A 22,172-nucleotide genomic window follows, 5' to 3' on the forward strand; every position below is an offset into this window, starting at 1 on the left:
CCGTACGGGTGAAAGCCCGCGCGGCTTCGTTGCAGCCCGCTCTGGGCCCCCGTTGGACCGGGCATGAAGCGCACCCGCATCGCCGCTCTCGCCCTCGCCACCGCCGCAGCGGCCCTCGCCCCCGCCCTCGGCCAGCCCGCCACCGCCGCGGACGGTACGTACCTGCAGGACCCGGCCGGCGGCGAGAAGACGATGAAGTCGCAGTGGACCAAGGACGAGATGCACAAGCTGGAAGGGCAGCTCCGCTTCTACCCCGGGATCCGGTACGAGACGGTGACCCGCCCCGGCCCCTCGGGCGCCCCCGACTACGAGCGGCAGGTCGTCGACCCCAAGACCCTGGCCTGGCAGCCCTCGTTCGACTTCGGCTGGGCGGTGTCGGACTCGAAGCTGGTGAAGAAGGCCGTGACGACCAAGAACGGCAGGCACCCGATCGTCCTGCACGCCGTACTGCGCTCCGCGGACCACGCCAAGGCGGTCGAGGTGCGCCAGGAGCTGGCGGACCGGCCGGCGACGGGGCGCGCCAAGGTTCCGGGCGGCAAGCGGATCGCCTGTGACACCGGCGAGTACACGGTGGAGTGGTCGGTCACGCGCTCGGGCTACGGGACGCTCACGGGGACGCTGAGCTGGGACTCCAGCTGTGAGCAGCACCGGACGGCGTTCTCGGCGGAGAACGGCAGGGTCTGACCCGGAGGCGGGGGAGAGAGGGGAGAGGGCCGGCCGCCCCGTGCACCTTGTGGGTACTCGGCGGGCGACTGGTCCGCGGCCTTGGATCAAGAGCCGTAGCAGCCATTCTGCCGCACGGGGTGTGATGCGGCAGGGGCGAAAGTCCCGTGTCGGGCGGGAACTTCAGTGCCTTCAGTGCCTTCAGTGCTTCTTCCGGGCCTCGTTCGCCTTGGCGGATATGTCCTCGAGGACGGACTTCGCGTCGCCGTTCGGTTCCACGGCGCGGCCGATGTTGCGCTTGATGGTGTCGCTGACCGTCACCCAGGACGGGTCGTTCACCGGGTACAGCTGGGCACCGCGCAGGGCGGTCAGGAAGAACTGGTCGTTGCTGTCGAGGCCGCCGCCGGAGGGGTTGCGGGAGGCCGAGACGGTCGAGGGCAGCAGGTGGTAGCGGCCCGCGAAGTCCGACAGGTTCTTGTCCTGGTAGATGAAGTCCAGGAACTTGCCGATCTCCGCGCGCTTTCCGTTCTGCTTGAACGCCATCATCCAGTCGGCGACACCCACGGTCGGCGGGGTCTCCCCGGAGCCGAGCGTGTCCGAGACCGGCATGGTCGCGGTGCGGACGTCGATGCCCTTGGCGCGCGCCTCGTGGAGGAGCTGCGGGTAGCCGTTGAGCATGCCGACCTCGCCGCGCACGAAGGCGGCGAAGGCGTCGGCGCGGTTGAGCTGCGACGGCGGAACGGGGCCGGTCAGGCCGGGGCCGACCAGGTGGTCCTTCAGCCAGCGGAAGGTCTGGATGTTCTGGTCGGAGGCCAGGTTGTAGTTGCCGGCGCTGTCGGCGTAGCCGCCGCCGTTGCTCAGCTCCCAGATCATCGCCTCGGCATGCGCCTCCTCCGGGCCCAGGGGCAGCGCGTACGGGTACTTCACGCCCTTGCTCCTGAGCGCCTTGGCGGCGGTCTCCAGGTCGGGCCAGTTCTTGGGCTCGCTGACGCCGGCCTGCTTGAAGAGGCCCTGGTTGTAGAAGAGGAGCCGGCTGCTCGCCACCCAGGGCAGGCCGTAGAGGGTGCTGCCGACCGAGCCGGCCTCGGCGAGCGGCTGCAGGAAGTTCGCCTCGGCGGTCACCGAGAGGAGTTCGTCCGCGGAATAGAGCTTGTTCTGCGCCGCGAAGTCCGAGTACGAGCCCATGAGGGCCATGTCCGGCGCATTGCCGGACTTGACCATACGGGTGACCTCGCGGTCGATGTCCGCCCATGGCAGGAGCTGGACCTCGACCTTGATGCCGGGGTTGGCTTTGGTGAAATCGGCCGTGACCTTGTCCCAGAAGGCCTTGGAACTCGTGGCCTGGTTGTCGCCGTATTCCGCGGCGACCAGGCGCAGCGTGCCACTGTCACCTGCGCCGTTGTCTGAACCGCCGCATCCGGCCAGCGGGATCAGCAGACCGAGCACGACCGCGGTCGCGCCCGTGCCGAAGATTCTTCGTCGCACGGGTGTATTCCCCTGAATTTCTTGTGAGTCCCGTTACTACTTATGAGTTGCTCCGGGCCGGGGTGTCCGTCCTTGGCCCGTTGGCCGGAATTCTCTCCTGCGGAAGGGCGGTTGATTCCATTGGGTCGGAACTTGTGGTCAATGCTCCAAGTACGGCTTTTCGGGCTGGTGTTTTCCGATATGTGATCAACAAATCGGACGCGCGTAGACATGCCGAAAGGCCCGATTCCGGCCCATTGGGGCTGCGAAACGGGTCGGGGGTCCGGATCAGGTCAGTGGGCGGGTGCGCCCGGGGCTCAGTCGGCGAACTCGCCCGCGTACGGGTCGGGCTCGCCCGTCTCCGGGTTGCGGCCCTCCTGCCAGCGGCGCTGGGCCTTGCGCCAGTGCACGAAGCTGAGGTGCCCGCCGTCCCAGAAGGTGATGCTCACCGGGCTCACGTCGAACTCGTCCGAGCAGAGCCGGTACAGGAACTCGGCCATGCCGTACGGATAGACCGCGAACGCGTCCGCGGTGTGCCGGCCGACCACCAGGACGGGCCAACGGTCCGGATCGGGGTCCGTGGTGAGCCAGCAGAGGATGTCGGAGCCGCCGGTGACCCCCCACGCGATGACCGACTCGGGGTCCACGCCGAAGGCGGCCCGACCGCCCCCCGCCTCCCACAGCTGGCGGGCGTTGTCGGTCTCCTCGGCCATCTCCGCCGGATCCCACTGCAGACCGGGCTTGGGGAGGGGCAGCAGGATGCTGGCCTCGCCGTTGATGGAGCCGGCGCCGAAGCGGCCCATGAAGGCGATGAAATCGGCCGGGAACCGGGTGCGCCAGGTGGCCTCCGCGGCCGGCCAGTCGATGTCCTCGTCGGCGCCGTGCGTCGCCGGCATGATCTGCTCCAGCGCCTTGATTCGCGCGTTCTCCGTCATGCCGCTCCCCTGAGACCCCAGCTCAACCGCCCCAACCTACCGCCGGGGCCGCGCGGGGCCTAGCGGCAGTTGAGACGGGCCCGGTCCGTCCGGTCCGTCGACGTACAGCTGCGAGCCGACCCGCAGGCCCCAGCCGGCCATGGCGCCGGCCTCGGCCTCAAGTACGTGCCGGGAGCGGAGCCGGGGGAGCCCGAGCCGGCCGGGGGGCATGGTGGTGAGGGCGATGACGCGCAGACGGCGGTCGAGGTACGCCACGTCGATCGCGAACCGCATCCGGAACGTGTGCACGCTCCCGGCCGGGGTGAGGAGCAGGGCGGCGCCGGGGATGCCGTCGCGGCCGAGGAGGCCGCGGGTGCGGGCCCGGTAGGAGGCCGCGATCTCCAGGGGCACCGGTTCCCGGTCCGGCCCGAGGCGGAGCAGGCCGTTGCTGGTGGTCATGGCGGCCAGGGTAGGGGCGGTTGGGCCCCCGGGCCCATGCACGTGCGGCTGTCCGCGCCTACCTTCGGCGGATGGGCCTGTCAGTGATCACCGTCGCCGCGGTCGTGTACGGGGTGGCTGCCGGGCTGCTGCTGCCGCGGGCCGCGTACCGCCTGGCGGTTGAGCCGGATGCCGGGTGGCGCGACCGCTGCCCGGAGGGTCACCCCATCCGGGGCTGGCTGGGCCTGCCCTACTGCCGGGGGCGCCGCCCCCGGGCCCTCCCCCGGCTACCGCTGGGGGTGCCCCCAGCGCCTCGATCGCCGGCGGGGCCGGATGGTGCCGGCGGGGCTGGAATACAGCCCCGCCGGCGTTTGAGGCGCGGGTCCGGGCAGAGCCCGGTGACCGGGAGAAGGGCGGGGCGGGGAGACGGCACCGCGCAGCGGGAGTCGCAGCCGGCAGGGCCGTCGCATCGGTACGGGGTTTCCGTCGCGTGGAGCTGCGGCGTGGCCGGGATGGTGTGCGGGGTGGTGGGCGGAGCGGTCGGGGGGCGGCCCGAGGGGGTGCTGTTCGTCGGGGTGGTGCCCCTGCTGCTCCTGCTGGCCCAGGTGGATCTGGCCGTGCAGCGGCTGCCCGACGTGCTCACCCTGCCCCTCGCGGGAGCGGTCGCCGCCGGGCTGGGTGGGGCCGCCCTCGTGCCCGGCGCCGGCGGGGACTGGTACGGCGCGCTGCTCGGTGGGGGCGCGCTCGCAGGGGCGTACCTCCTGCTGTTCCTGATCAACCCCGCCGGCATGGGCTTCGGGGACGTCAAGCTGGCGCTCGCGCTCGGGGTCATCCTTGGGTGGTACGGCTGGGGGGTATGGGCCGCCGGAGCCTTCCTCGGGTTCCTCTACGGCGCCCTGTACGGGCTGGCCCTTGTGCTGTGGGGCCCCGGAGGCCGCCGGACGGCGTTCCCGTTCGGCCCCTTCATGGCGGCCGGAGCCCTCACCGGAGTGCTGCTGGGCGGTTTCGGAGCGTAATCATCTTGCGCCGATGCACGCATCAGGCTTTACGAAGGGTTATGGTGGAACCCCCCCCCTCGGGCCGGTCCGTATCCCCCCCACGGACCGGCCCGTTTTTTGTTTCCACCACCGCCCGGGGAAAACCGCAGGTCAGCTGCGCTGGGCCCAGATGTTGGTGCCGGGGGTGGACACGGCGAAGGAATCGATCTCCTTCAGCTCCTGATCCGAGAGCGGCGCACCGCCCAGAGCCGCCAGGTTCTCCTCCAGCTGCGACACGCTCGAAGCGCCGATCAGCGCCGAGGTCATCCGCTCGTCCCGGAGCACCCAGCTCAGCGCCAGCTGCGCCAGCGACTGCCCGCGCCGCGCCGCGATCTCGTTCAGGCCCGCCAGCCGGCGCACCACGTCCTGAGACAGCAGGTCCGGGCTCAGGGACTTGCCCGCGGCGGCACGCGAGTCCTCCGGGATGCCCTTCAGGTACTTGCCGGTCAGCAGCCCCTGCGCGAGCGGCGCGAAGGAGATGCAGCCCATGCCGGCCTCCTCCAGGGTGTCCAGCAGGCCGTCGTCCTCCGTCCAACGGTTGATCATGGAGTACGAGGGCTGGTGGATGAGGGGGCGGATGCCCATCTCGCGGAGGATCCGCGCAGCCTCGGCCGTCTGCTCGGCCGTGTACGAGGACACGCCCACGTACAGCGCCTTGCCCTGCTGGACCGCGGACGCGAGCGCGCCCATGGTCTCCTCCAGCGGGGTCTCCGGGTCGAAGCGGTGCGAGTAGAAGATGTCCACGTAGTCCACGCCCATCCGCTTCAGCGAGGCGTCGAGCGAGCTCATCAGGTACTTCCGGCTGCCCCACTCGCCGTAGGGGCCTTCGTGCATGAAATAGCCGGCCTTGGTGGAGAGGATCAGCTGGTCGCGGTAGGAGGCGAAGTCCTGCGCGAAGATCTTGCCGAAGTTGAGCTCGGCCGAGCCGGGGGGCGGGCCGTAGTTGTTCGCCAGGTCGAAGTGGGTGACGCCGAGGTCGAAGGCCCGGCGCAGGATCGCCCGCTGGGACTCGAGGGACTTGTCGTCGCCGAAGTTGTGCCAGAGGCCGAGCGAGATGGCGGGGAGCTTGAGGCCGCTGTGGCCGGTGCGCCGGTACTGCATGGAGTCGTAGCGCGAGGGCTCTGCCCGATAGGGATTGTTATCAGTCACGATGTCCTCCCTATCACGGACTTGTGACAGACCGAGTTGGGTACCCGATCCCGCCGCGCAGTAATGTGGCGGCCTCGGGGGAAGGACCGCATTTCGCACGGGGGCATTGCACGGAGGGGCTGGAAGATCGTGAAGCTGCGCGACCTGGTGTACAGGCTCTACGCACGCCGGGTGGAAGGCCGCCTCGACCATGACGCGTCGCCCAAGCACATCGGCGTGATCCTGGACGGGAACCGGCGCTGGGCGAAGGCGTCCGGAGGCACGACGGAACAGGGCCACCAGGCGGGGGCCGACAAGATCTCCGAGATGCTGGGCTGGTGCACCGAGACCGACGTCGAGGTCGTCACCCTGTGGATGCTTTCCACGGACAACCTGGACCGGCCGGAGGTCGAGCTCCGCCCGCTGCTCAACATCATCGAGAACACCGTGCGCGGCCTCGCCGCGGACGGCCGCTGGCGCGTCCACCACGTCGGCAACCTCGACATCCTGCCCGCGCAGACGCAGTCGGTGCTGAAGGAGGCCGAGCAGGCCACCCACGACATCGACGGGATACTCGTCAACGTCGCCGTCGGCTACGGCGGCCGCCAGGAGATCGCCGACGCGGTCCGCTCGCTGCTGCTCGAGCACGCGGAGAAGGGCACCTCCTTCGAGGAGCTCGCCGAGATCCTCGACATCGACCACATCGCCGAGCACCTCTACACGCGCGGCCAGCCCGACCCGGACCTGGTCATCCGCACCAGCGGCGAACAGCGGCTCTCCGGATTCATGCTGTGGCAGAGCGCGCACTCCGAGTACTACTTCTGCGAGGTGTTCTGGCCGGCCTTCCGCAAGGTCGACTTCCTGCGGGCGCTGCGCGACTACGCGGCCCGCCACCGCCGCTACGGCTCCTGACGGCCTCTCGGCACGGCACTTTTCGGCACCTCTCGCGGCGCGCCCCGGACTTCCGGTGGCGCGCCGTCGCCGTACTCCCGGACGTCCCCCCGGCCCCGGCCGTCCTCCCAGCAAGGCCTTCACCAGGGATTCACCGAGCGTCCGTCATATGCCATGGCATGGCCGGGCCTGATCGGGGAATATCCCTTTCAGGTCGATGCCCGATCCACGGGTGTCGAGTCTCAGCGGACGGCATGGGGTCGTCCGCCCGGGAGGCCCTTTGCACCAGGACGCACGTGCGGTTCGCACGGACGAATGGGAGGGCCGGAAATCGGCCCCGGCATGGGTGCCGATGACCGGTCCGGTCTTCATGGCCCGACCTCTTCCGAGGGGGTACGTCCTTCCGTGGTGACCAGCACAAAGCGCCGCCTGCCCGACAGGCGGACCTACGTCCTCGACACCAGCGTCCTGCTGGCAGACCCCAACGCGATCACCCGCTTCGACGAGCACGAGGTCGTGCTCCCGATCGTGGTGATCACCGAGCTGGAGGCAAAGAGGCACCATCCCGAACTCGGCTACTTCGCCCGTCAGGCCCTGCGCCTGCTCGACGACTTCCGGGTTCGCTACGGTCGCCTCGACGCCCCCATCCCGCTGGGCGATCTGGGCGGCACCCTGCGTGTCGAGCTCAACCACTCCGACCCCGGTGTCCTGCCGGCCGGCTTCCGGTTGGGGGACAACGACTCGCGGATCCTCGCGGTCGCCCGCAATCTCCAGGCCGAGGGCTACGACGTCACGGTCGTCTCGAAGGATCTCCCGCTGCGCATCAAGGCCTCCTCCGTGGGGCTGCTCGCCGAGGAGTACCGGGCGGAGCTCGCGATCACCGACGCCGGCTGGACCGGCATGAGTGAGCTCGCGCTGTCCGGGGAGCAGGTCGACCTGCTCTACTCCGAGGAGCGGCTGTACGTACCGGAGGCCGCCGAACTGCCCGTGCACACCGGGCTGGTCCTCCAGTCCGAGCGCGGCAAGGCCCTGGGCCGGGTCACCGCGGACGGCAACGTACGGCTCGTACGGGGCGACCGCGAGGCCTTCGGACTGCACGGCCGCAGCGCCGAGCAGCGCATCGCCCTGGACCTGCTGCTCGACCCGGAGATCGGGATCATCTCCATGGGCGGCCGGGCCGGCACCGGAAAGTCGGCGCTGGCGCTGTGCGCGGGCCTGGAGGCCGTGCTGGAGCGGAGGCAGCACCAGAAGGTGATGGTCTTCCGGCCGCTGTACGCGGTGGGCGGCCAGGACCTCGGCTACCTGCCCGGGGACGCCTCCGAGAAGATGAGCCCCTGGGCGCAGGCGGTCTTCGACACCCTCTCGGCGGTGGCCGGGCGCGAGGTCATCGAGGAGGTGCTGAACCGGGGGATGCTGGAGGTCCTGCCGCTCACGCACATCCGCGGGCGCTCGCTGCACGACGCCTTCGTGATCGTGGACGAGGCGCAGTCACTGGAGCGGAATGTCCTGCTGACCGTTCTGTCCCGAATCGGGGCGAATTCGCGGGTTGTTCTGACCCATGACGTCGCCCAGCGGGACAATCTGCGGGTCGGCCGGTACGACGGGGTGGTGGCGGTCGTTGAGAAGCTGAAGGGGCATCCGCTCTTCGCCCACGTCACGCTCACCCGCTCCGAGCGCTCCCCGATCGCCGCACTGGTCACCGAGATGCTCGAGTCCCTGTAGGGGCGAAGGGGGTAAAACCCCCATAGTGGGAAAGCGAGTTGGCGCCGCCCGGCAAAGGCACGAGAGCCTAGCTGGGCGGCGTCGTGCTGCACAGGTCTTTGACGAAACCAACGGCAACATGCCAGGTGTGACCTTTCCCACGCAATGGAGAATTGCCTTGCGGTGTCGGGGTCCGGCAGAGTCTGTTTTCCGTCAGGCCCCGCATACGGCACACTCCCCCTCGACTACGTCTGGGGGGACCCCCTGTATCTCCCGTTGTCCCAACGTGAGGTGCAAGCAGCACCACAACTCCACAGTCGTTCGCCGTATGCCGCCCGAGCACCACGCGGCAGCCCCCGTAAGGGAGTTGCCCACGGGCCCGCGCCTCCAGTGATCGCAGCACCACGGAGGCCAGTGTCGAGGGGCACTATTGCGCCCGCCCGGTCACTGCGGACGCTGCTGGAAGGACACCGTGTGAGCCGGATCTCGGTCCGGGGATTCGCAGTGGCTTCGGCCACCGCAGTCACCACCGTCGGCGCAGTCGTGGGCGTTGCCGCTGGCGACCCCGCCTCGAACGATCTCGAGACCACCGCGTCCGGGGCGACTCTCCTCGCCGACATCCCGGTCGGCGAGCAGGCGCAGGTCCAGAATGCGTCCCTGACGCAGCAGGCCGACGCCATCGCCCAGGGCGCCGACACCGACGCCAAGCGCGTCGCCGAGGAAGCCGCCCGCATCCAGGCCGCCGAGGACGCCAAGTCCAAGAAGGCCGAGGCGCAGAAGGCTGCCGACGAGAAGGCGAAGAAGGACCGCGAGGAGAAGGAGCAGATCGCCTCCCGCTCCGCGGCGCGCAGCGCCGGGGACTTCGCCGTCCAGAGCTCCTACACGGTCGCCCAGGTCAAGGACATCGCCCGGCAGATCGTCCCGGCCGGTCAGTTCCAGTGCTTCTCGAACATCATCAACGAGGAGTCCACCTGGAACTACAAGGCCGTGAACTCGTCCTCGGGCGCGTACGGTCTGGTCCAGGCACTCCCGGGTTCGAAGATGTCCTCGGTCGCCGACGACTGGCGCACCAACCCGGCCACCCAGATCCAGTGGGGCCTGAACTACATGAACGAGCGCTACCACAGCCCGTGCGCGGCCTGGAGCTTCCACCAGGCCAACGGCTGGTACTAGTACCGGCCACCCGCTCAACCTCGAGGAGCCCCGCACCGTCCTACGGTGCGGGGCTCCTCGCGTGTACGGTCTTTCGAGGTGTGTCCACGGGCGGGGGAAGGAAAAGACATGGCGAAGAGGGCAGGCTGGCTCGGCCGGCTCGGGAACAGGCTGAGCCAGATGGAGGCGCGGCTCCAGGAGCGGCGTGCCGAGGTCGAGGCGGAGAGCATTGGCGCCGCTCCGGTCCCGGTCCCGGTCGCCGCTCCGGGCGCCGCCCGTACGGGCGCGGGCACGCGGGCCGGTGCGGGGGCTCCGGCAGCCCAGGCGCCCACCCCGGCGCCCGCCACCCCCGCCGAGCAGCCCGGCCACCCGCACCCGCCCGCTCCGCCCGGGCGTCCCGACCCGGTGAGCGTCGTCCCGTGGGGCATGCGCGTCGCCGCCGAGGTCAGCTGGCGGCTGCTGCTGCTCGCCGGGATGCTCTGGGTCGTGATGAAGGTGATCAGCGAAGTCCGCCTGGTCGTCCTCGCCTTCGCCGCCGCCCTGCTCGTCACCGCGCTGCTCCAGCCCTTCGTGGTCCGGCTGCGCCGCCTCGGCCTGCCGCGCGGGCTCGCCACCGCCGTCACCGCGATCCTCGGGTTCGTGGTCATCGGGCTGGTCGGCTGGTTCGTGGTCTGGCAGGTCATGGAGAACCTCGACGACCTCTCCGCCCGCGTGCGCGACGGCATCAACGAGCTCAAACTCTGGGCACTGGACAGTCCGTTCCACGTGACCGAGAAGCAGATCAACGACATCGCGAAGAACCTCAGCGAGACCATCGGCACCAACACCGAGCAGATCACCTCCGCCGGCCTGCAGGGCGTGACGGTCCTCGTCGAGGTGCTCACGGGCATCCTGCTCGCGATGTTCTCGACGCTGTTCCTGCTCTACGACGGCAAGCGCATCTGGACCTGGGTGCAGGGCCTGGTCCCGGCCGCCGCCCGCCCCGGTGTCGCGGGCGCCGGTCCGCGCGCCTGGCGCACGCTGACGGCGTACGTCCGCGGCACGGTGCTCGTCGCGCTCATCGACGCCATCTTCATCGGCCTCGGCATCTACTTCCTCAAGGTGCCGATGGCGGTGCCGCTGGCCGTCTTCATCTTCCTGTTCGCCTTCATCCCGCTCGTCGGCGCGGTGGTCTCGGGCGCCCTCGCGGTGGTCGTCGCCCTGGTGACCCAGGGGCCGTGGACGGCGCTGATGGTGCTGGCCGTGGTGCTGGCCGTGCAGCAGATCGAGGGGCACGTGCTCCAGCCCTTCATCCTGGGCCGGGCGGTACGGGTGCACCCGCTCGCGGTGGTGCTGTCGGTGGCCGCGGGCGGCATGGTCGCGGGCATCGGCGGAGCGGTCGTCGCCGTTCCGCTGGTCGCCGTCACGAACACCGTGGTCGTCTACCTCAGGGCCTATTCCCGGGACCAGCTCCTCCAGGGCGCCACTCCGATCGGCCCGGGCCCGCACGGCTCGACCGCCGTGGAACAGGCCCTCCGCGAGGCCGGGCATGATCAGCGAGCCTGAGCTCGAGGGGGAGTGGGGCACCGGCCGGCCGGCCACGCCGGCGGAGGAGCCCGACGCCCCGCGGGAGCGCGTACGGGGGCCTCGTACGGCCTGGTTATGGGCGCTCGGCGGGGCCGTACTGGCCTCGGCCGTCTGGGCCGGGGTCCTGGTGGCGCAGGATCGTTTCGCCAGTGCCCCGCGGATCTCGTACCGGCACACCGAGGACCTGTGCGGGGCAGGACCTCTGGCCGCGCTCGCCAAGACCGAGGTGCAGCTGGGCCGCGGCTTCCCGACCCACGGTGAGCACCCCGGGCTGGACTGGTCGTACTGCAACTACAACGGGAACTACGTCGACGGACAGGTCTCCTACCAGGTGCAGGCGATGGCCGAGCTGCACAAGAAGACCGACCCCGGGGCGGAGTTCGGCACGGGACCCAGGGCCGGCTGGGGCTTCTTCGACGGCGCCGCCGGCACGGTGGAGCAGGTCCCCGGGCTCGGCGAGCGGGCGGAGTTCCACGAGGGGGACGGTGGCGGCGGGCCCCGGCTCCAAGTGCTCGACGGCGGGGCGGTGTTCACGCTGCACGTCCAGTGGTTCGGCCCCGACGCCCGCTTCGAGCCGGACGGGGACGCGATCAAGGCGGCGATGATCGAGGACATGCGCGCCCTGATGGCGGCCCTGCGCAGGTGAACGACAGGCGCAGGTGAACGACAGGGCCCCCGCCGCCGGGAACGGCTGCGGGGGCCCTGGACCTCGTACGAGGGGGACTACTCGGCGGCGAGGGCGGCCTCGGCGTCGAGGGTGACCGCGACGGCCTGGATCACCGAGGCGATCTTGAAGGCCTCCTGGATCGTCTCGCGGTCGACGCCGGCCTTGCGCAGGACCTGCTCGTGCGAGTCCAGGCACTGGCCGCAGCCGTTGATCGCGGAGACGGCGAGCGACCACAGCTCGAAGTCGACCTTCTCCACGCCCGGGTTGCCGATGACGTTCATCCGCAGGCCCGCGCGCAGGGTGCCGTACTCCGGGTCGGAGAGCAGGTGCCGCGTGCGGTAGAAGACGTTGTTCATCGCCATGACCGCGGCCGCGGACTTGGCGGCGGTGTACGCCTCGGGCGACAGGGCCGCCTTCGCCTCCGGCTCCAGCTCACGCAGGACGCGCGGGGAGCGGGCGGCGATCGCGCAGGACAGGACCGTGCCCCACAGCTGCTGCTGCGGCAGGTCGCTGTTGCCGATGACCGAACCGAGGTTCAGCTTCAGGTCCTTGGCGAAGTCCGGTATGGCGGACTTGAGGGAGTCGAGGGACATCCGTCACTCACCGGCCAGCAGCGCGCCGGCGTCCAGGGTGCCCTCGCCCTTGTTCCAGTTGCAGGGGCACAGCTCGTCGGTCTGCAGGGCGTCGAGGACCCGCAGGACCTCCTTGGGGTTACGGCCCACGGAACCGGCGGTCACCATCGTGAACTGGATCTCGTTGTTCTGGTCGACGATGAACACGGCGCGCTGCGCGAAGCCGTCCTCGCCCTGCACGCCACAGGCCTGCATGAGCTCGTGCTTGGAGTCGGCCAGCATCGGGAAGGGCAGGTCACGCAGGTCGGCGTGGTCCTTGCGCCAGGCGTGGTGGACGAACTCGGAGTCGCCGGAGACGCCGAGGACCTGGGTGTCGCGGTCGGCGAACTCGTCGTTCAGCTTGCCGAAGGCGGCGATCTCGGTCGGGCAGACGAAGGTGAAGTCCTTCGGCCAGAAGAACACCACGCGCCACTTGCCCTCATAGGTCTTGTGGTCGATCTGGGCGAACTCGCTGCCGGCCTCGAGCGAGACGCAAGCGGTCAGATCGTAGGTGGGGAACTTGTCACCGACAGTGAGCACGTGCTCTCCTTGCGGAAATGGAAAATAGCCCTTTTGGGGGTTTTCCGAGGGGGTTGGACGGATCTCACATGCTGGCACAGCAGGATTGATTACGGAAATAGCTAGACTCGAGGCCGGTGATCGGAGGTGCCTATCAGTGGCTGTCGGTAATAGGGGAGCGAAGCAGGCGACGCTCGCGCAGCTGCGCGCGTTCGCGGCCGTCGCCGAGCACCTGCACTTCCGCGATGCCGCCGCGGCCATCGGAATGAGCCAGCCGGCACTCTCCGGCGCAGTCTCCGCGCTGGAGGAGGCCCTCGGCGTGCAGCTGCTGGAGCGCACCACCCGCAAGGTGCTGCTCTCCCCGGCGGGCGAGCGGATCGCGGCCCGGGCCCGGGCCGTCCTCGACGCGATGGGCGGGCTGCTGGAGGAGGCTGAGGCGGTACGGGCCCCCTTCACCGGGATCCTGAGGCTGGGAGTGATCCCCACCGTCGCCCCGTACCTGCTGCCGACCGTGCTCGGGCTGTTCCACCGGCGCTACCCGCGGATGGACCTCCAGGTGCACGAGGAGCAGACCTCCTCGCTGCTGGACGGGCTGGCCGGCGGACGGCTCGACCTGCTGCTGCTCGCGGTCCCGCTCGGCGTCCCGGGAGTGACCGAACTGCCCGTCTTCGACGAGGACTTCGTACTCCTCGCACCCCGGGAACACCCGCTCGCCGGGCGCAGGGACATCCCGCGCGAGGAACTGCGGGGCCTGCAACTGCTGTTGCTCGACGAGGGGCACTGCCTGCGTGACCAGGCGCTGGACATCTGCCGCGAAGCCGGCCGGACCGACGGGGCGGACGTCACCACGACCGCCGCCGGGCTCTCCACCCTCGTACAACTGGTCGCCGGGGGACTGGGCGTGACGCTGTTGCCGCGCACCGCGCTGCGGCTGGAGACCGCCCGCAACGAGTACCTGGCCACCGGGTACTTCGCCGAGCCCGCGCCGTCGCGGCGGATCGCGCTCGCGATGCGGACGGGCACGGCCCGCCAGGAGGAGTTCCGGGCCATCGCGGGCGCCCTGCGCGAAGCCGTACGCCCGCTCCCGGTGTGGCCCGCCGAATAGGGCGGGCCACACCGGGGAGCGGGCGTACGGGCCTGCGGGCGTCCGGCGTCACTCCGTACGCAGGCCGTCCGGGCGCATCATCCGCAGCAGCGGCGGCAGGCTGAGCAGGGTGACCACCAGGGCCACCCCGGCGCCGATGCCGGCCATCATCGCGACCGAGGACCAGTCGATCCGGACCGGCACGTTGGTCATCCGCATCAGCACCGCGCCGAGCGAAAGGCCGACGGCGGTGGCCAGGGCCAGGCCGAGGGCGATCGGCAGGGCCGTCTGCCACAGCACCGACAGGCTCAGAGTGGAGCGCTTGGTGCCGAACGCGACCAGGGCGGACAGCAGCTTCTTGCGCTCGCGCAGCTGCTCCAGCTGGGAGACCAGCAGGCTGGCGCCGATCAGCACCAGCACCAGGGTGGCGCCGACGAACAGCCCGGTCCGGATCGAGGCGAACTCGGTGGTCGTCCGGGCCGACTGAAGGGTCATGGCCGTGGCCAGCGGGTCGGCCTTGTAGGCCGCGGTCCGGGCCAGCTCCAGCGCATCCGGCACCTCCGGGTCCAGCTGGACGTACACCTGGGCCATTCCGCGGCCGCTCAGGTTCTTCGGAGCGGCCGCCGGGGTGACCAGCAGGCCGGTGCGCAGGCTGCCGTTCGGGTCCTTGCGGGCCTGCGCCGTCCGCGCGTCGGCGGGAACGGTCCAGACGCTCGGCTCGGGGCCTTCGCGGTCGTAGAGGTTCCCGGTGAACAGCTTGTCGCCGGGCCCGGCGGTTCTGGTGCGCCCGTCCGGCTCGCCGGGGGCGCCGGTCAGGACGAACGCGTCGCCGTCCTTGCAGGAGGGCAGCTGCCCGACCTCGCGCAGGGCCTCGCACGTCCCGATGGTCAGACCGATCGAACCGCCCTGTGCCTTCGGGGTGCGGGAGGCCGAAACGGACGTCAGCGGAACGGCCTTGAGGATGCCCGGGGTGTCGGCCACCGCCTTGCCGAGGGCGTCGACGTGGCCCTCGGTACCGGAGCGGGTGAGGATGGACATCGAGGCCCGGGAGGGGTCCTGGCCGGTGTCACGGGTGTAGTCGCCCTCGACGCCCGCGAAGAGCATCTGCAGGGCGATGGCCCCGGCCACCGCGACCGCGATCCCGTTGACCAGCCGGGCGGCGGTCCCGCTGGTGAGCTGGAGGCGGCGTACGGCGAGCTGCCAGGAGACCCCGCCGGCGCCGCCGAGCCGGCCCACGACCCGCTCCAGCAGCCAGGGCAGCAGGGCGGTGATGCCGACCAGGAGCAGCACCACACCGCCCGAGACCTGCCATTGGTTGAACCGCCCGTGGGTGTTGCCGCGGCCCGTCATCGGGGCCAGCAGGCCGAGACCGGCCAGCGGCAGTAGCAGCCGCCACCAGATCCGGCGCCTGCGCGGGGTGGCCGTGCGGACCACGCCGAGCGGCTCGATGACCACGCCGCGCAGGGCGAACAGGGTCACGGCGACGGCGGCGGCCGGGACGGAGACCGCGACGAGGGCGGCCAGCGCCGGGCGCGGGTCGAGGTCGGCGGGGAAGACGCTGCGCCCCTGGAGGCTCAGGTGCGGTGCGAGCTGCCGGGCGATCAGGAAGAAGCCGGTGCCGAGCACCAGGCCGATCAGTGCACCGGCGAGCGCCTCGCCCGCAGCGATCCGGCGGACCGTCCGGCCGTCGGCGCCGACCAGGCGCAGGGCCGCGAGCCTGCGGTCGCGGCGGTCCCCGCCGAAGCGGACGGCGGTCGCGATGAACACGGCGACCGGCGTCAGCAGGGCGACGAACACCAGCACCACGAGGAGGGCGAGGACGGGGTCGAGCGGCGGGGCCTCGACGGTGTTCTCGAAGGCGGTGATCCGCTGGACGTACGAGCCGTCCGCCTGCGCGGCGAGCCGGTCGGTGCCGGCGTAGTAGTAGAGGTCGCCGGGGCCGACCAGGCCAGCGTCGCCGATGACCGACACGATCTTCCCGTCGAGGCGTTTGCGGAGCAGCTTGCCCTCGTCGGTCTTCATCAGCCGGTCGAGGGCCGGGGAGACGGCCAGTTCGCCCGGGCCGGGGTACTTCTTCAGGCCGGGCGGCAGCGGGGCGTCCGGGCCCTCGGGCTGGACGAGGCGCCCGTCGATGTCGTCCGAGTGGTACGACATGTTCGCGCGGGCGATCAGCAGGGTGTCGCGCCCCGGCTGTTCGGCGGTCTGGGAGGTGATGGTCTCGCGCGCGGCGCCGCGCTGGTCGCGGGCGGCCAGGGCGTTCGGTACGGCGGTGGTGACCAGCAGCAGCGCGACGCCGAGGCCAACGCCCATCCCGGTGAGGAGGGTGCGGGTCCAGCCCTCGCGGCCGCCGGCGAAGGCGAACCGGACGCCCATGGCGAGGTCCTTGACCCAGGAGCTGCGGGTGCCGGGCGTCCTCATACGATCCGCTCCATATCGCGCGACCTGCCGTCGCGTACGACGATTTCGCGGTCGGAGTACGCGGCCACCCGGGCCTCGTGGGTGACGAGGACGACGGCGGTGTTCGCGGACCGGGCGGCCTCGGTCAGCAGCTGCATGACGAGCTCGCCGTTGAGGGAGTCGAGGGCGCCGGTGGGCTCGTCGGCGAAGATCACCCGGGGTCCGGTGACCAGGGCGCGGGCCACGGCGATGCGCTGGCCCTGACCGCCGCTGACCTCGCCCGGGCGCTTGTGGCCGAGGTCCTCGACCTGGAGCCGCTCCATCCACTGCAGGGCGGTCCGCTCGGCCTCCTTGCGCTTGGCGCCGGCGAGGCGGAGCGGGAGGGCCACGTTCTCCACGCAGCTCAGCTCGGGGACGAGCTGGCCGAACTGGAAGACGAAGCCGAACTCGCTGCGGCGCAGGGCGCTGCGCTCGGCGTCGTTCATGGCGGACAGTTCGCGGCCGGCGTACGTGATGGTGCCGGAGTCGGGCGTGACGATCCCGGCGAGGCAGTGCAGCAGGGTCGACTTGCCGGAGCCGGAGGGCCCCATGACGGCGACGACCTCGCCGGGGTGGATGGAGAACTCCGCGCCGTCGAGGGCCTTGGTGGGTCCGTACGCCTTGCGGAGGTCCGTGGCGCAGAGCAGGGTGCCGGCCGGAGTCATCGGCGTACCTCCCGGGCGAGTTGGTCGAGGCGGGCGGCGGCGAGTTCCAGCCACCGCAGATCCGCTTCCAGGTGGAACAGGGCGTGGTCGCAGACGAGCTGGTCGGCGAAGTCGCCCTTGCGCTTGCGCTGGGTCAGGATGCGCATGAGCCGCAGGTGCTCGGCCCGCTGCGTGTCCAGCAGGTCGGCGGCGCTGCGGCCGGTGAGCAGGGCGAGGACGACCTTGGTGTGGAGCGTCGACTGGAGGTAGGGCTCGGGCTTCTCGGGCTGGGCGAGCCAGCTGTCGACGTCGGTGATGCCGGCGTCGGTGATGGCGTACCGCTTGCGGTCGGGTCCGCCGCCGCTCTCTATCCCCTCGACCTCGACGAGGCCGTTCTTCAGGAGGCGGGACATGGTCGAGTAGACCTGCCCGTAGGCGAGGGGGCGGTCGTGGCCGAATCTCTCGTCGAAGGCGCGCTTGAGGTCGTAACCGTGGCGTGGGCCGGCCTCGAGGAGGCCGAGGAGCGTGTGACCGATGGACATGCCGAGGACTATACACGCGGTGTATACGCACGATGTATACGCGCGGTGTATAGATGGTTTTCGGCCTGCCCCACGGCCGCGGGAAAGGGACCGAAGGCCTGGTGGTGGTCCGTCAGCCGGTGGGCAGGGCGAGCCCGGCGTAGATCTGGTTGGGGACGGTGGGCAGCAGGGCCTGGGCCGTGGTGCGGCCGTCGGGGGACAGGGTCAGGTTCGTCCGGATCACGAGCGTGACGTCGTTGTCCGGGTCGTGGCCCATGAAGGAGTTGAAGCCCGGGAGTTCACCGCCGTGGTAGTACATCGCGGCGTTCGGGGCGAAGCGCTGGTAGGCGATGCCGTAGCCGTACTTCTGGCCGTCGGGGGCTGCCGGGTCCTCGGCCTGCGGGCTGCGCAGCCACTGCCGCTGGGCTGCGGAGTCCAGGAGCTTGCCCGTCACCAGCGCCTTGATCCATGCGGCCAGGTCGTCCGCGGTGGGGGCGGCTCCTCCGGCAGCGGTGGCGTAGGAGGGGTTCTGGTGGGTGTAGTCGAGGGGCGCGAGCTTCCCCGCCTGCGCCGCCTCGCGCATCGCTGCCGGGTAGGGCTTGTCCTCGAGCGCGTACGACGTCCCTCCGTACATGTAGCCGTGCGCGTGGGGCTCGGGGAGCGACAGGTCGTGGATGCCGGGGAGGGACGTCCCCTTCAGTCCGAGCGGGGTGAACAGCCGGTCCTGGAACTGCCGGGCCAGGGGGCGGCCGCCGGCCTTTTCGGCGACGAGGCCCAACAGGGCGTAGTTGGTGTTGGAGTACTCGTAGGACGCGCCGGGTGCGAAGTTCGGCGGGCGGCGGAACGCGATGGCCAGGACGTCCTGCGGGGTGTAGGCCTTCCCGGGGTCGGCATCCAGGGCGGCCGCGAGTTCGGGGGCCCGGCTCGGGAGGTCCCCATGCGTCCATTGTGGGCGGGGTCGCCCGTTCCGGCAGGTCGGGGCGGACCCCTGCGGGTGGCCGGCGGGTCTGCGGCCCGGTCGGCCGGAGATGCCCGGCAGGGGTCTGCCCGGGGAGCTGCCGTCAGGAATCGGGTGAGCTGCGGGGGCGGCCGCGCGGCCGGATCGGGGCCGCACCGCCCGGCAGCCGGCCCGTCTCGGACAGGGCCCGCCGCAGCAGGAACTCGATCTGCGCGTTGGCGCTGCGCAGCTCCTCGCCCGCCCAGCGCGCGAGGGCGTCGTACACCTGCGGGTCGAGCCGCAGCAGTACCTGCTTGCGCGCCTGCCGCCCCGCGCGCGCGGCCCGCTCCTGGCCCTGGCCCTCGCCGGGGCCCCGTCCCGGTTCCGGGTCCTGCGGCTCGCCGGAGGGGCTCACTGGTAGAGCGTGCCCGCGTTGACCACCGGCTGGGCCGCCCGGTCGCCGCACAGGACCACCATCAGGTTCGAGACCATGGCGGCCTTGCGCTCCGGGTCCAGATCCACGATGTCCTCCTCCGCCAGGCGGGTCAGGGCCAGTTCCACCATGCCGACCGCCCCTTCGACGATCTGCTTCCGGGCCGCCACGACCGCGCCCGCCTGCTGGCGCTGGAGCATCGCGGAGGCGATCTCCGGAGCGTACGCGAGATGCGTGAACCGGGACTCGATGATGCGGACGCCGGCCGCCTCCACCCGGGCGTGCAGTTCGAGCGCCAGCTTCTCGGTGATCTCCTCGGCGTTGCCGCGCAGTGAGAGCCCGCCCTCCTCGTGCGAGTCGTACGGGTACTCGATCGCGATGTGCCGGACCGCCGCCTCGGTCTGGGTCTCGACGAACTGGGTGAAGTCATCGACCTCGAACTTGGCCCGCGCGGTGTCCTCCACCCGCCACACCACGACGGCCGCCAGCTCGATCGGGTTGCCGTAGGCGTCGTTGACCTTCAGGACGGCCGTCTCGTGGTTGCGGACCCGGGTGGAGATCGTCTCCCGCGAGGTCAGCGGATTGACCCAGCGCAGGCCGTCGGCGCGGATCGTCCCCCGGTACCGGCCGAACAGCTGGACCACGCGGGCCTCGCCCGGAGCCACCGTGTTCAGCCCGCTCATCGAGATGACCGCGACGAGGATCAGCAGGACGCCCGCCGGTATCAGGGACGCGTGCATCACCGTGCCGTCGGCGGTGACGCCGAGGGCGATCAGGCCCGCGCCGGCCACCGTCGCCAACAGCCCGAGCACCAGCGCCAGTCCGCCGCCCATACTGCGCGCCGTGAACTCCCGTACGTCTCCAGCGGTTGCCGCCAGGTTCGTCATCATCTGCCCCGTTTCGCTAGGTCGCGGCCGGTCGAGCCGCTTAGCAAAGTGATATCACTTTTTCGGGCTGCCGCAACCCTATGGGCTTGCCGCGCGTCGGTTCCCTTGATGTGGGTGCTGATTCTCACGTCCGAATTGACCGGTATTGGCCACGGTTGGCCAACCTTTGTCACAACCTGCGGTGTTAGCTTTCTGAGCTGACGTCGGGGGGGAAATCGAGCGGAGCGGGAGCGATGGGCCGAGCAGAAGCGCGTAAGGCGCAGCAGCGCAGTGCGCGGCGGGCGCCGCGCGGGAGCGCCACCGGGAAAAAGGGGCGTACCGGCAAACGGACCGGCATACGTCGCTTCTTCACGTGGAAGAAGATCCTGGGGACGCTCTTCGGGCTGATCCTGCTCGGCATGGGCGCGCTCGTCGCTCTCTACTTCTACGTGAACGAGCCCGACCCCAACGCCGACGCCCTCAAGCAGAGCAACGTCTACAAGTACGCGGACGGCTCGATCATGGCGCGCGACGGCGCGATGAACCGCGAGATCGTGCCGATCAGCCGGGTCCCCAAGGACGTCAAGACCGGCTTCATCGCCATCGAGAACAAATCCTTCTACGAGGACAAGGGCGTCGACTTCCTCGGCATCGGCCGCGGCCTGTTCAACACGGTCACCGGCAAGGGCAAGGCCGGCGGTTCGACGATCACCCAGCAGTACGTCAAGAACTTCTACCTGAACCAGGACCAGACGGCGACCCGCAAGCTCAAGGAGCTGGTGATCTCCCTCAAGGTCGACCGGCGCATGGAGAAGGACGACATCCTCGAGGGGTACCTGAACACCAGTTACTTCGGGCGCGGCGCGTACGGCATCCAGGCCGCCGCCCAGGCGTACTACGGCGTCGACGTCGACAAGCTGACCCTGGAGCAGGGCGCGTACCTCGCGGCCGTCCTCCAGGCGCCCAGCGACTACGACCTGGCGACCGCCGGCCCGAACGGCACGCGGCTGGTCAAGATCCGCTTCAACGGTGTGCTCGACAACATGGTCGAGATGAAGGCGCTCGACCCGGAGAAGCGCAAGCAGCTCCAGCTCCAGATGCCGATCAAGCCCAAGGCCGCCCCCGGCATGGAGGGCCAGAAGGGCTACCTGAAGCAGGCGGCCGACGCGGAACTGCGCCGGCAGACCGGCATGACCGCGCAGATGCTGCAGGCCGGTGGCTGGGAGATCACCCTCAACGTCGACCCCAAGAAGCAGGCCGCGCTGGAGAAGGCCGTCCAGGACGAGCTGGAGGCCAAGCTCGACCGCAAGGACCGCGCCGTCGACGCGAGCGTGCAGGCCGGCGCCACCTCCGTGGACCCGAAGACCGGCGCGGTCGTCGCGATGTACGGCGGCACCGGGCTCTCCGACCACTGGGCGAGCAACGCCCTGCGCCAGGACTTCCAGCCCGGCTCGACCTTCAAGCCGGTCGTGCTCGCCTCCGCCCTGGAGAACAAGTCCAAGACGCACGACGGCAAGCCGATCACCCCGAACGCGCTCTACGACGGCACCAGCAAGCGCCCGGTCGTCGGAGGCGACACCCCGTTCGCGCCGCAGAACCAGGACAACACGAACTACGGCGACCCCTTCCTCACCGTCCAGGCGGCCACCAACTCCTCCGTGAACTCGGTGTACGCCCAGATGATCGTGGACGTGGGCCCGCCGAACGTGAAGAAGACGGCGCTGGAACTCGGCATGAAGGACCGCGACGGCTGGCCCGCCGACAAGCCGGCCATGTCGCTCGGCACCATGAGCGCCAACACCCTGGAGATGGCCGGCGTCTACGCCACCTTCGACAACCACGGCAAGAAGGTCACGCCGACGATCATCAAGAGCGCCAAGCACGCCACCCGCGAGTTCAAGCCGGTCGAGTCCGTGGGCGGCCAGGCCATCACCCGCGAGACCGCCGACACGGTGACCAAGGTGCTCACCGGCGTCGTCCAGGACGGTTCCGGCAAGGCCGTGAAGAGCTCCGCCTACGAGGCCGCCGGCAAGACCGGTACCACCGAGTCCAACGTGGCCGCCTGGTTCACCGCGTACACGCCGGAGCTCGTCACCGTCGTCGCGATGTTCGGCGAAGAGCCCGGAACGGCCAAGCAGGTCACCCTGACCGGTACCGCGGGCGGTGGCCGAGCGGGTGGTTCCAGCTTCCCCGCCGAGATCTGGAAGGCGTACACGCTGGCCGCGCTCAAGGGAGTGGACACCGGCGAGTTCGACCTCTCCGAGGCGAAGATGGGCGCCTCGCAGGCGCCGAGCCGCAGCAGCTCCCCGTCGTCGAGCCCCTCGGCCGCCATCACGCCGTCGACGAGCGCCTCGCAGTCGGCGAACACCCCGGACCCCGGCAAGAGCTCGCCGAACCCGAGCAAGAGCCCGTCGAAGAGCCCGGACCCGAGCAAGAGCCCGGACCCGAGCAAGAGCCCGGACCCGTCCAAGAGTCCGCCGATCACGCTCCCGTAGCGCGC

21 protein-coding genes are annotated in these 22,172 nt (G+C 70.6%); 9 read left to right on the forward strand and 12 right to left on the reverse strand.

Features of this window, described 5'->3' with window-relative positions; all coding sequences use genetic code 11:
• The first annotated feature begins 63 nt into the window (after positions 1-63).
• A complete protein-coding gene (locus tag ACZ5WG_RS00950) occupies positions 64-684 on the forward strand; it encodes a hypothetical protein (protein ID WP_468719694.1) in 621 nt (206 codons plus the stop codon).
• Positions 685-864: 180 nt separating this feature from the next.
• On the opposite strand, the gene ACZ5WG_RS00955 is transcribed toward ACZ5WG_RS00950, so the two are convergent.
• From ACZ5WG_RS00955 to ACZ5WG_RS00965, 3 genes are all read right to left on the reverse strand, one after another.
• Complete coding sequence (locus ACZ5WG_RS00955; protein WP_468719696.1) at positions 865-2,148, reverse strand: ABC transporter substrate-binding protein; 1,284 nt, start codon at positions 2,146-2,148, stop codon at positions 865-867.
• A gap of 296 nt (positions 2,149-2,444) precedes the next feature.
• Complete coding sequence (locus ACZ5WG_RS00960; protein ID WP_468719697.1) at positions 2,445-3,062, reverse strand: SMI1/KNR4 family protein; 618 nt, start codon at positions 3,060-3,062, stop codon at positions 2,445-2,447.
• Positions 3,063-3,098: 36 nt separating this feature from the next.
• Positions 3,099-3,500, reverse strand: coding sequence for a DUF192 domain-containing protein (locus ACZ5WG_RS00965; RefSeq protein WP_468719699.1), 402 nt, complete (start codon positions 3,498-3,500; stop codon positions 3,099-3,101).
• 491 nt (positions 3,501-3,991) lie between these two features.
• On the opposite strand from ACZ5WG_RS00965, the gene ACZ5WG_RS00970 reads away from it, so the two are divergent.
• Positions 3,992-4,495, forward strand: coding sequence for a prepilin peptidase (locus ACZ5WG_RS00970; RefSeq protein ID WP_468720472.1), 504 nt, complete (start codon positions 3,992-3,994; stop codon positions 4,493-4,495).
• A gap of 132 nt (positions 4,496-4,627) precedes the next feature.
• Here the strand turns inward: ACZ5WG_RS00970 and mgrA are convergent, their stop codons facing one another.
• Positions 4,628-5,665 carry an L-glyceraldehyde 3-phosphate reductase gene (gene mgrA, locus ACZ5WG_RS00975; protein ID WP_468719701.1) on the reverse strand — a complete coding sequence of 346 codons (1,038 nt, stop codon included), beginning with the start codon at positions 5,663-5,665 and terminating at the stop codon, positions 4,628-4,630.
• Positions 5,666-5,794: 129 nt separating this feature from the next.
• Here mgrA and ACZ5WG_RS00980 point away from each other — a divergent pair, with 129 nt between their 5' ends.
• The 5 genes from ACZ5WG_RS00980 (at position 5,795) to ACZ5WG_RS01000 (ending at position 11,600) form a co-directional block, all read left to right on the forward strand.
• On the forward strand, positions 5,795-6,556 hold the full coding sequence (locus ACZ5WG_RS00980; RefSeq protein WP_266664245.1) for an isoprenyl transferase: 762 nt from the start codon (positions 5,795-5,797) through the stop codon (positions 6,554-6,556).
• A gap of 384 nt (positions 6,557-6,940) precedes the next feature.
• Positions 6,941-8,257 (forward strand): PhoH family protein, encoded by a 1,317-nt coding sequence (locus ACZ5WG_RS00985; RefSeq protein ID WP_266664238.1) that lies wholly within the window; start codon positions 6,941-6,943, stop codon positions 8,255-8,257.
• Positions 8,258-8,710: 453 nt separating this feature from the next.
• Entirely contained in the window at positions 8,711-9,409 is a 699-nt protein-coding gene (locus ACZ5WG_RS00990; protein ID WP_468719702.1) for an aggregation-promoting factor C-terminal-like domain-containing protein, read from the forward strand.
• A 108-nt stretch (positions 9,410-9,517) separates the two neighbouring features.
• The gene (locus tag ACZ5WG_RS00995) at positions 9,518-10,933 is read left to right on the forward strand and encodes an AI-2E family transporter (protein WP_468719703.1); all 1,416 of its coding nucleotides are present in this window, start codon (positions 9,518-9,520) and stop codon (positions 10,931-10,933) included.
• Positions 10,917-11,600 (forward strand): hypothetical protein, encoded by a 684-nt coding sequence (locus ACZ5WG_RS01000; protein ID WP_468719704.1) that lies wholly within the window; start codon positions 10,917-10,919, stop codon positions 11,598-11,600. The genes ACZ5WG_RS00995 and ACZ5WG_RS01000 overlap by 17 nt, the downstream gene beginning before the upstream one ends.
• A 77-nt stretch (positions 11,601-11,677) precedes the next feature.
• Here the strand turns inward: ACZ5WG_RS01000 and ACZ5WG_RS01005 are convergent, their stop codons facing one another.
• Together ACZ5WG_RS01005 and ACZ5WG_RS01010 are read right to left on the reverse strand one after the other, a co-directional pair.
• Complete coding sequence (locus ACZ5WG_RS01005) at positions 11,678-12,214, reverse strand: alkyl hydroperoxide reductase (RefSeq protein WP_053786237.1); 537 nt, start codon at positions 12,212-12,214, stop codon at positions 11,678-11,680.
• Between the two features lie 3 nt (positions 12,215-12,217).
• Entirely contained in the window at positions 12,218-12,772 is a 555-nt protein-coding gene (locus tag ACZ5WG_RS01010; protein WP_266625972.1) for a peroxiredoxin, read from the reverse strand.
• Between the two features lie 136 nt (positions 12,773-12,908).
• On the opposite strand from ACZ5WG_RS01010, the gene ACZ5WG_RS01015 reads away from it, so the two are divergent.
• On the forward strand, positions 12,909-13,856 hold the full coding sequence (locus ACZ5WG_RS01015) for a hydrogen peroxide-inducible genes activator (protein WP_399246569.1): 948 nt from the start codon (positions 12,909-12,911) through the stop codon (positions 13,854-13,856).
• Positions 13,857-13,904: 48 nt separating this feature from the next.
• Here the strand turns inward: ACZ5WG_RS01015 and ACZ5WG_RS01020 are convergent, their stop codons facing one another.
• From ACZ5WG_RS01020 to ACZ5WG_RS01045, 6 genes are all read right to left on the reverse strand, one after another.
• Positions 13,905-16,253 carry an ABC transporter permease gene (locus ACZ5WG_RS01020; protein WP_468719705.1) on the reverse strand — a complete coding sequence of 783 codons (2,349 nt, stop codon included), beginning with the start codon at positions 16,251-16,253 and terminating at the stop codon, positions 13,905-13,907.
• Positions 16,250-16,936, reverse strand: coding sequence for an ABC transporter ATP-binding protein (locus tag ACZ5WG_RS01025; RefSeq protein WP_468719706.1), 687 nt, complete (start codon positions 16,934-16,936; stop codon positions 16,250-16,252). The genes ACZ5WG_RS01020 and ACZ5WG_RS01025 overlap by 4 nt, the downstream gene beginning before the upstream one ends.
• The gene (locus ACZ5WG_RS01030; RefSeq protein ID WP_468719707.1) at positions 16,933-17,457 is read right to left on the reverse strand and encodes a PadR family transcriptional regulator; all 525 of its coding nucleotides are present in this window, start codon (positions 17,455-17,457) and stop codon (positions 16,933-16,935) included. The genes ACZ5WG_RS01025 and ACZ5WG_RS01030 overlap by 4 nt, the downstream gene beginning before the upstream one ends.
• Positions 17,458-17,569: 112 nt before the next feature.
• Positions 17,570-18,550, reverse strand: a complete 981-nt coding sequence (locus tag ACZ5WG_RS01035) for a serine hydrolase domain-containing protein (RefSeq protein WP_468719709.1) — start codon at positions 18,548-18,550, stop codon at positions 17,570-17,572.
• Positions 18,498-18,788 carry a type II toxin-antitoxin system antitoxin gene (locus tag ACZ5WG_RS01040; RefSeq protein WP_468719711.1) on the reverse strand — a complete coding sequence of 97 codons (291 nt, stop codon included), beginning with the start codon at positions 18,786-18,788 and terminating at the stop codon, positions 18,498-18,500. Before ACZ5WG_RS01040 ends, ACZ5WG_RS01035 begins: the two co-directional genes overlap by 53 nt.
• Complete coding sequence (locus ACZ5WG_RS01045) at positions 18,785-19,696, reverse strand: SPFH domain-containing protein (protein ID WP_468719713.1); 912 nt, start codon at positions 19,694-19,696, stop codon at positions 18,785-18,787. The genes ACZ5WG_RS01040 and ACZ5WG_RS01045 overlap by 4 nt, the downstream gene beginning before the upstream one ends.
• Positions 19,697-19,926: 230 nt before the next feature.
• Between ACZ5WG_RS01045 and ACZ5WG_RS01050 the strand changes: the two genes are divergently transcribed.
• Positions 19,927-22,167: a transglycosylase domain-containing protein gene (locus ACZ5WG_RS01050; protein WP_468719714.1), complete on the forward strand. Its 2,241-nt coding sequence runs from the start codon at positions 19,927-19,929 to the stop codon at positions 22,165-22,167.
• The last annotated feature ends 5 nt before the right edge of the window (positions 22,168-22,172 follow it).

The organism is Streptomyces sp. NPDC032745, from assembly GCF_055579465.1.

Bases quoted from the DNA above. Each gene is read 5' to 3' on its own strand.
- ACZ5WG_RS01025 (WP_468719706.1), bottom strand. From the start codon at position 16,936: ATGACTCCGGCCGGCACCCTGCTCTGCGCCACGGACCTCCGCAAGGCG.
- ACZ5WG_RS00995 (WP_468719703.1), top strand. From the start codon at position 9,518: ATGGCGAAGAGGGCAGGCTGGCTCGGCCGGCTCGGGAACAGGCTGAGC.
- ACZ5WG_RS01005 (WP_053786237.1), bottom strand. From the start codon at position 12,214: ATGTCCCTCGACTCCCTCAAGTCCGCCATACCGGACTTCGCCAAGGAC.
- ACZ5WG_RS00950 (WP_468719694.1), top strand. From the start codon at position 64: ATGAAGCGCACCCGCATCGCCGCTCTCGCCCTCGCCACCGCCGCAGCG.
- ACZ5WG_RS01045 (WP_468719713.1), bottom strand. From the start codon at position 19,696: ATGATGACGAACCTGGCGGCAACCGCTGGAGACGTACGGGAGTTCACG.
- ACZ5WG_RS01030 (WP_468719707.1), bottom strand. From the start codon at position 17,457: ATGTCCATCGGTCACACGCTCCTCGGCCTCCTCGAGGCCGGCCCACGC.
- ACZ5WG_RS01050 (WP_468719714.1), top strand. From the start codon at position 19,927: ATGGGCCGAGCAGAAGCGCGTAAGGCGCAGCAGCGCAGTGCGCGGCGG.
- ACZ5WG_RS00965 (WP_468719699.1), bottom strand. From the start codon at position 3,500: ATGACCACCAGCAACGGCCTGCTCCGCCTCGGGCCGGACCGGGAACCG.
- ACZ5WG_RS01020 (WP_468719705.1), bottom strand. From the start codon at position 16,253: ATGAGGACGCCCGGCACCCGCAGCTCCTGGGTCAAGGACCTCGCCATG.
- ACZ5WG_RS01000 (WP_468719704.1), top strand. From the start codon at position 10,917: ATGATCAGCGAGCCTGAGCTCGAGGGGGAGTGGGGCACCGGCCGGCCG.
- ACZ5WG_RS00960 (WP_468719697.1), bottom strand. From the start codon at position 3,062: ATGACGGAGAACGCGCGAATCAAGGCGCTGGAGCAGATCATGCCGGCG.
- ACZ5WG_RS00970 (WP_468720472.1), top strand. From the start codon at position 3,992: ATGGTGTGCGGGGTGGTGGGCGGAGCGGTCGGGGGGCGGCCCGAGGGG.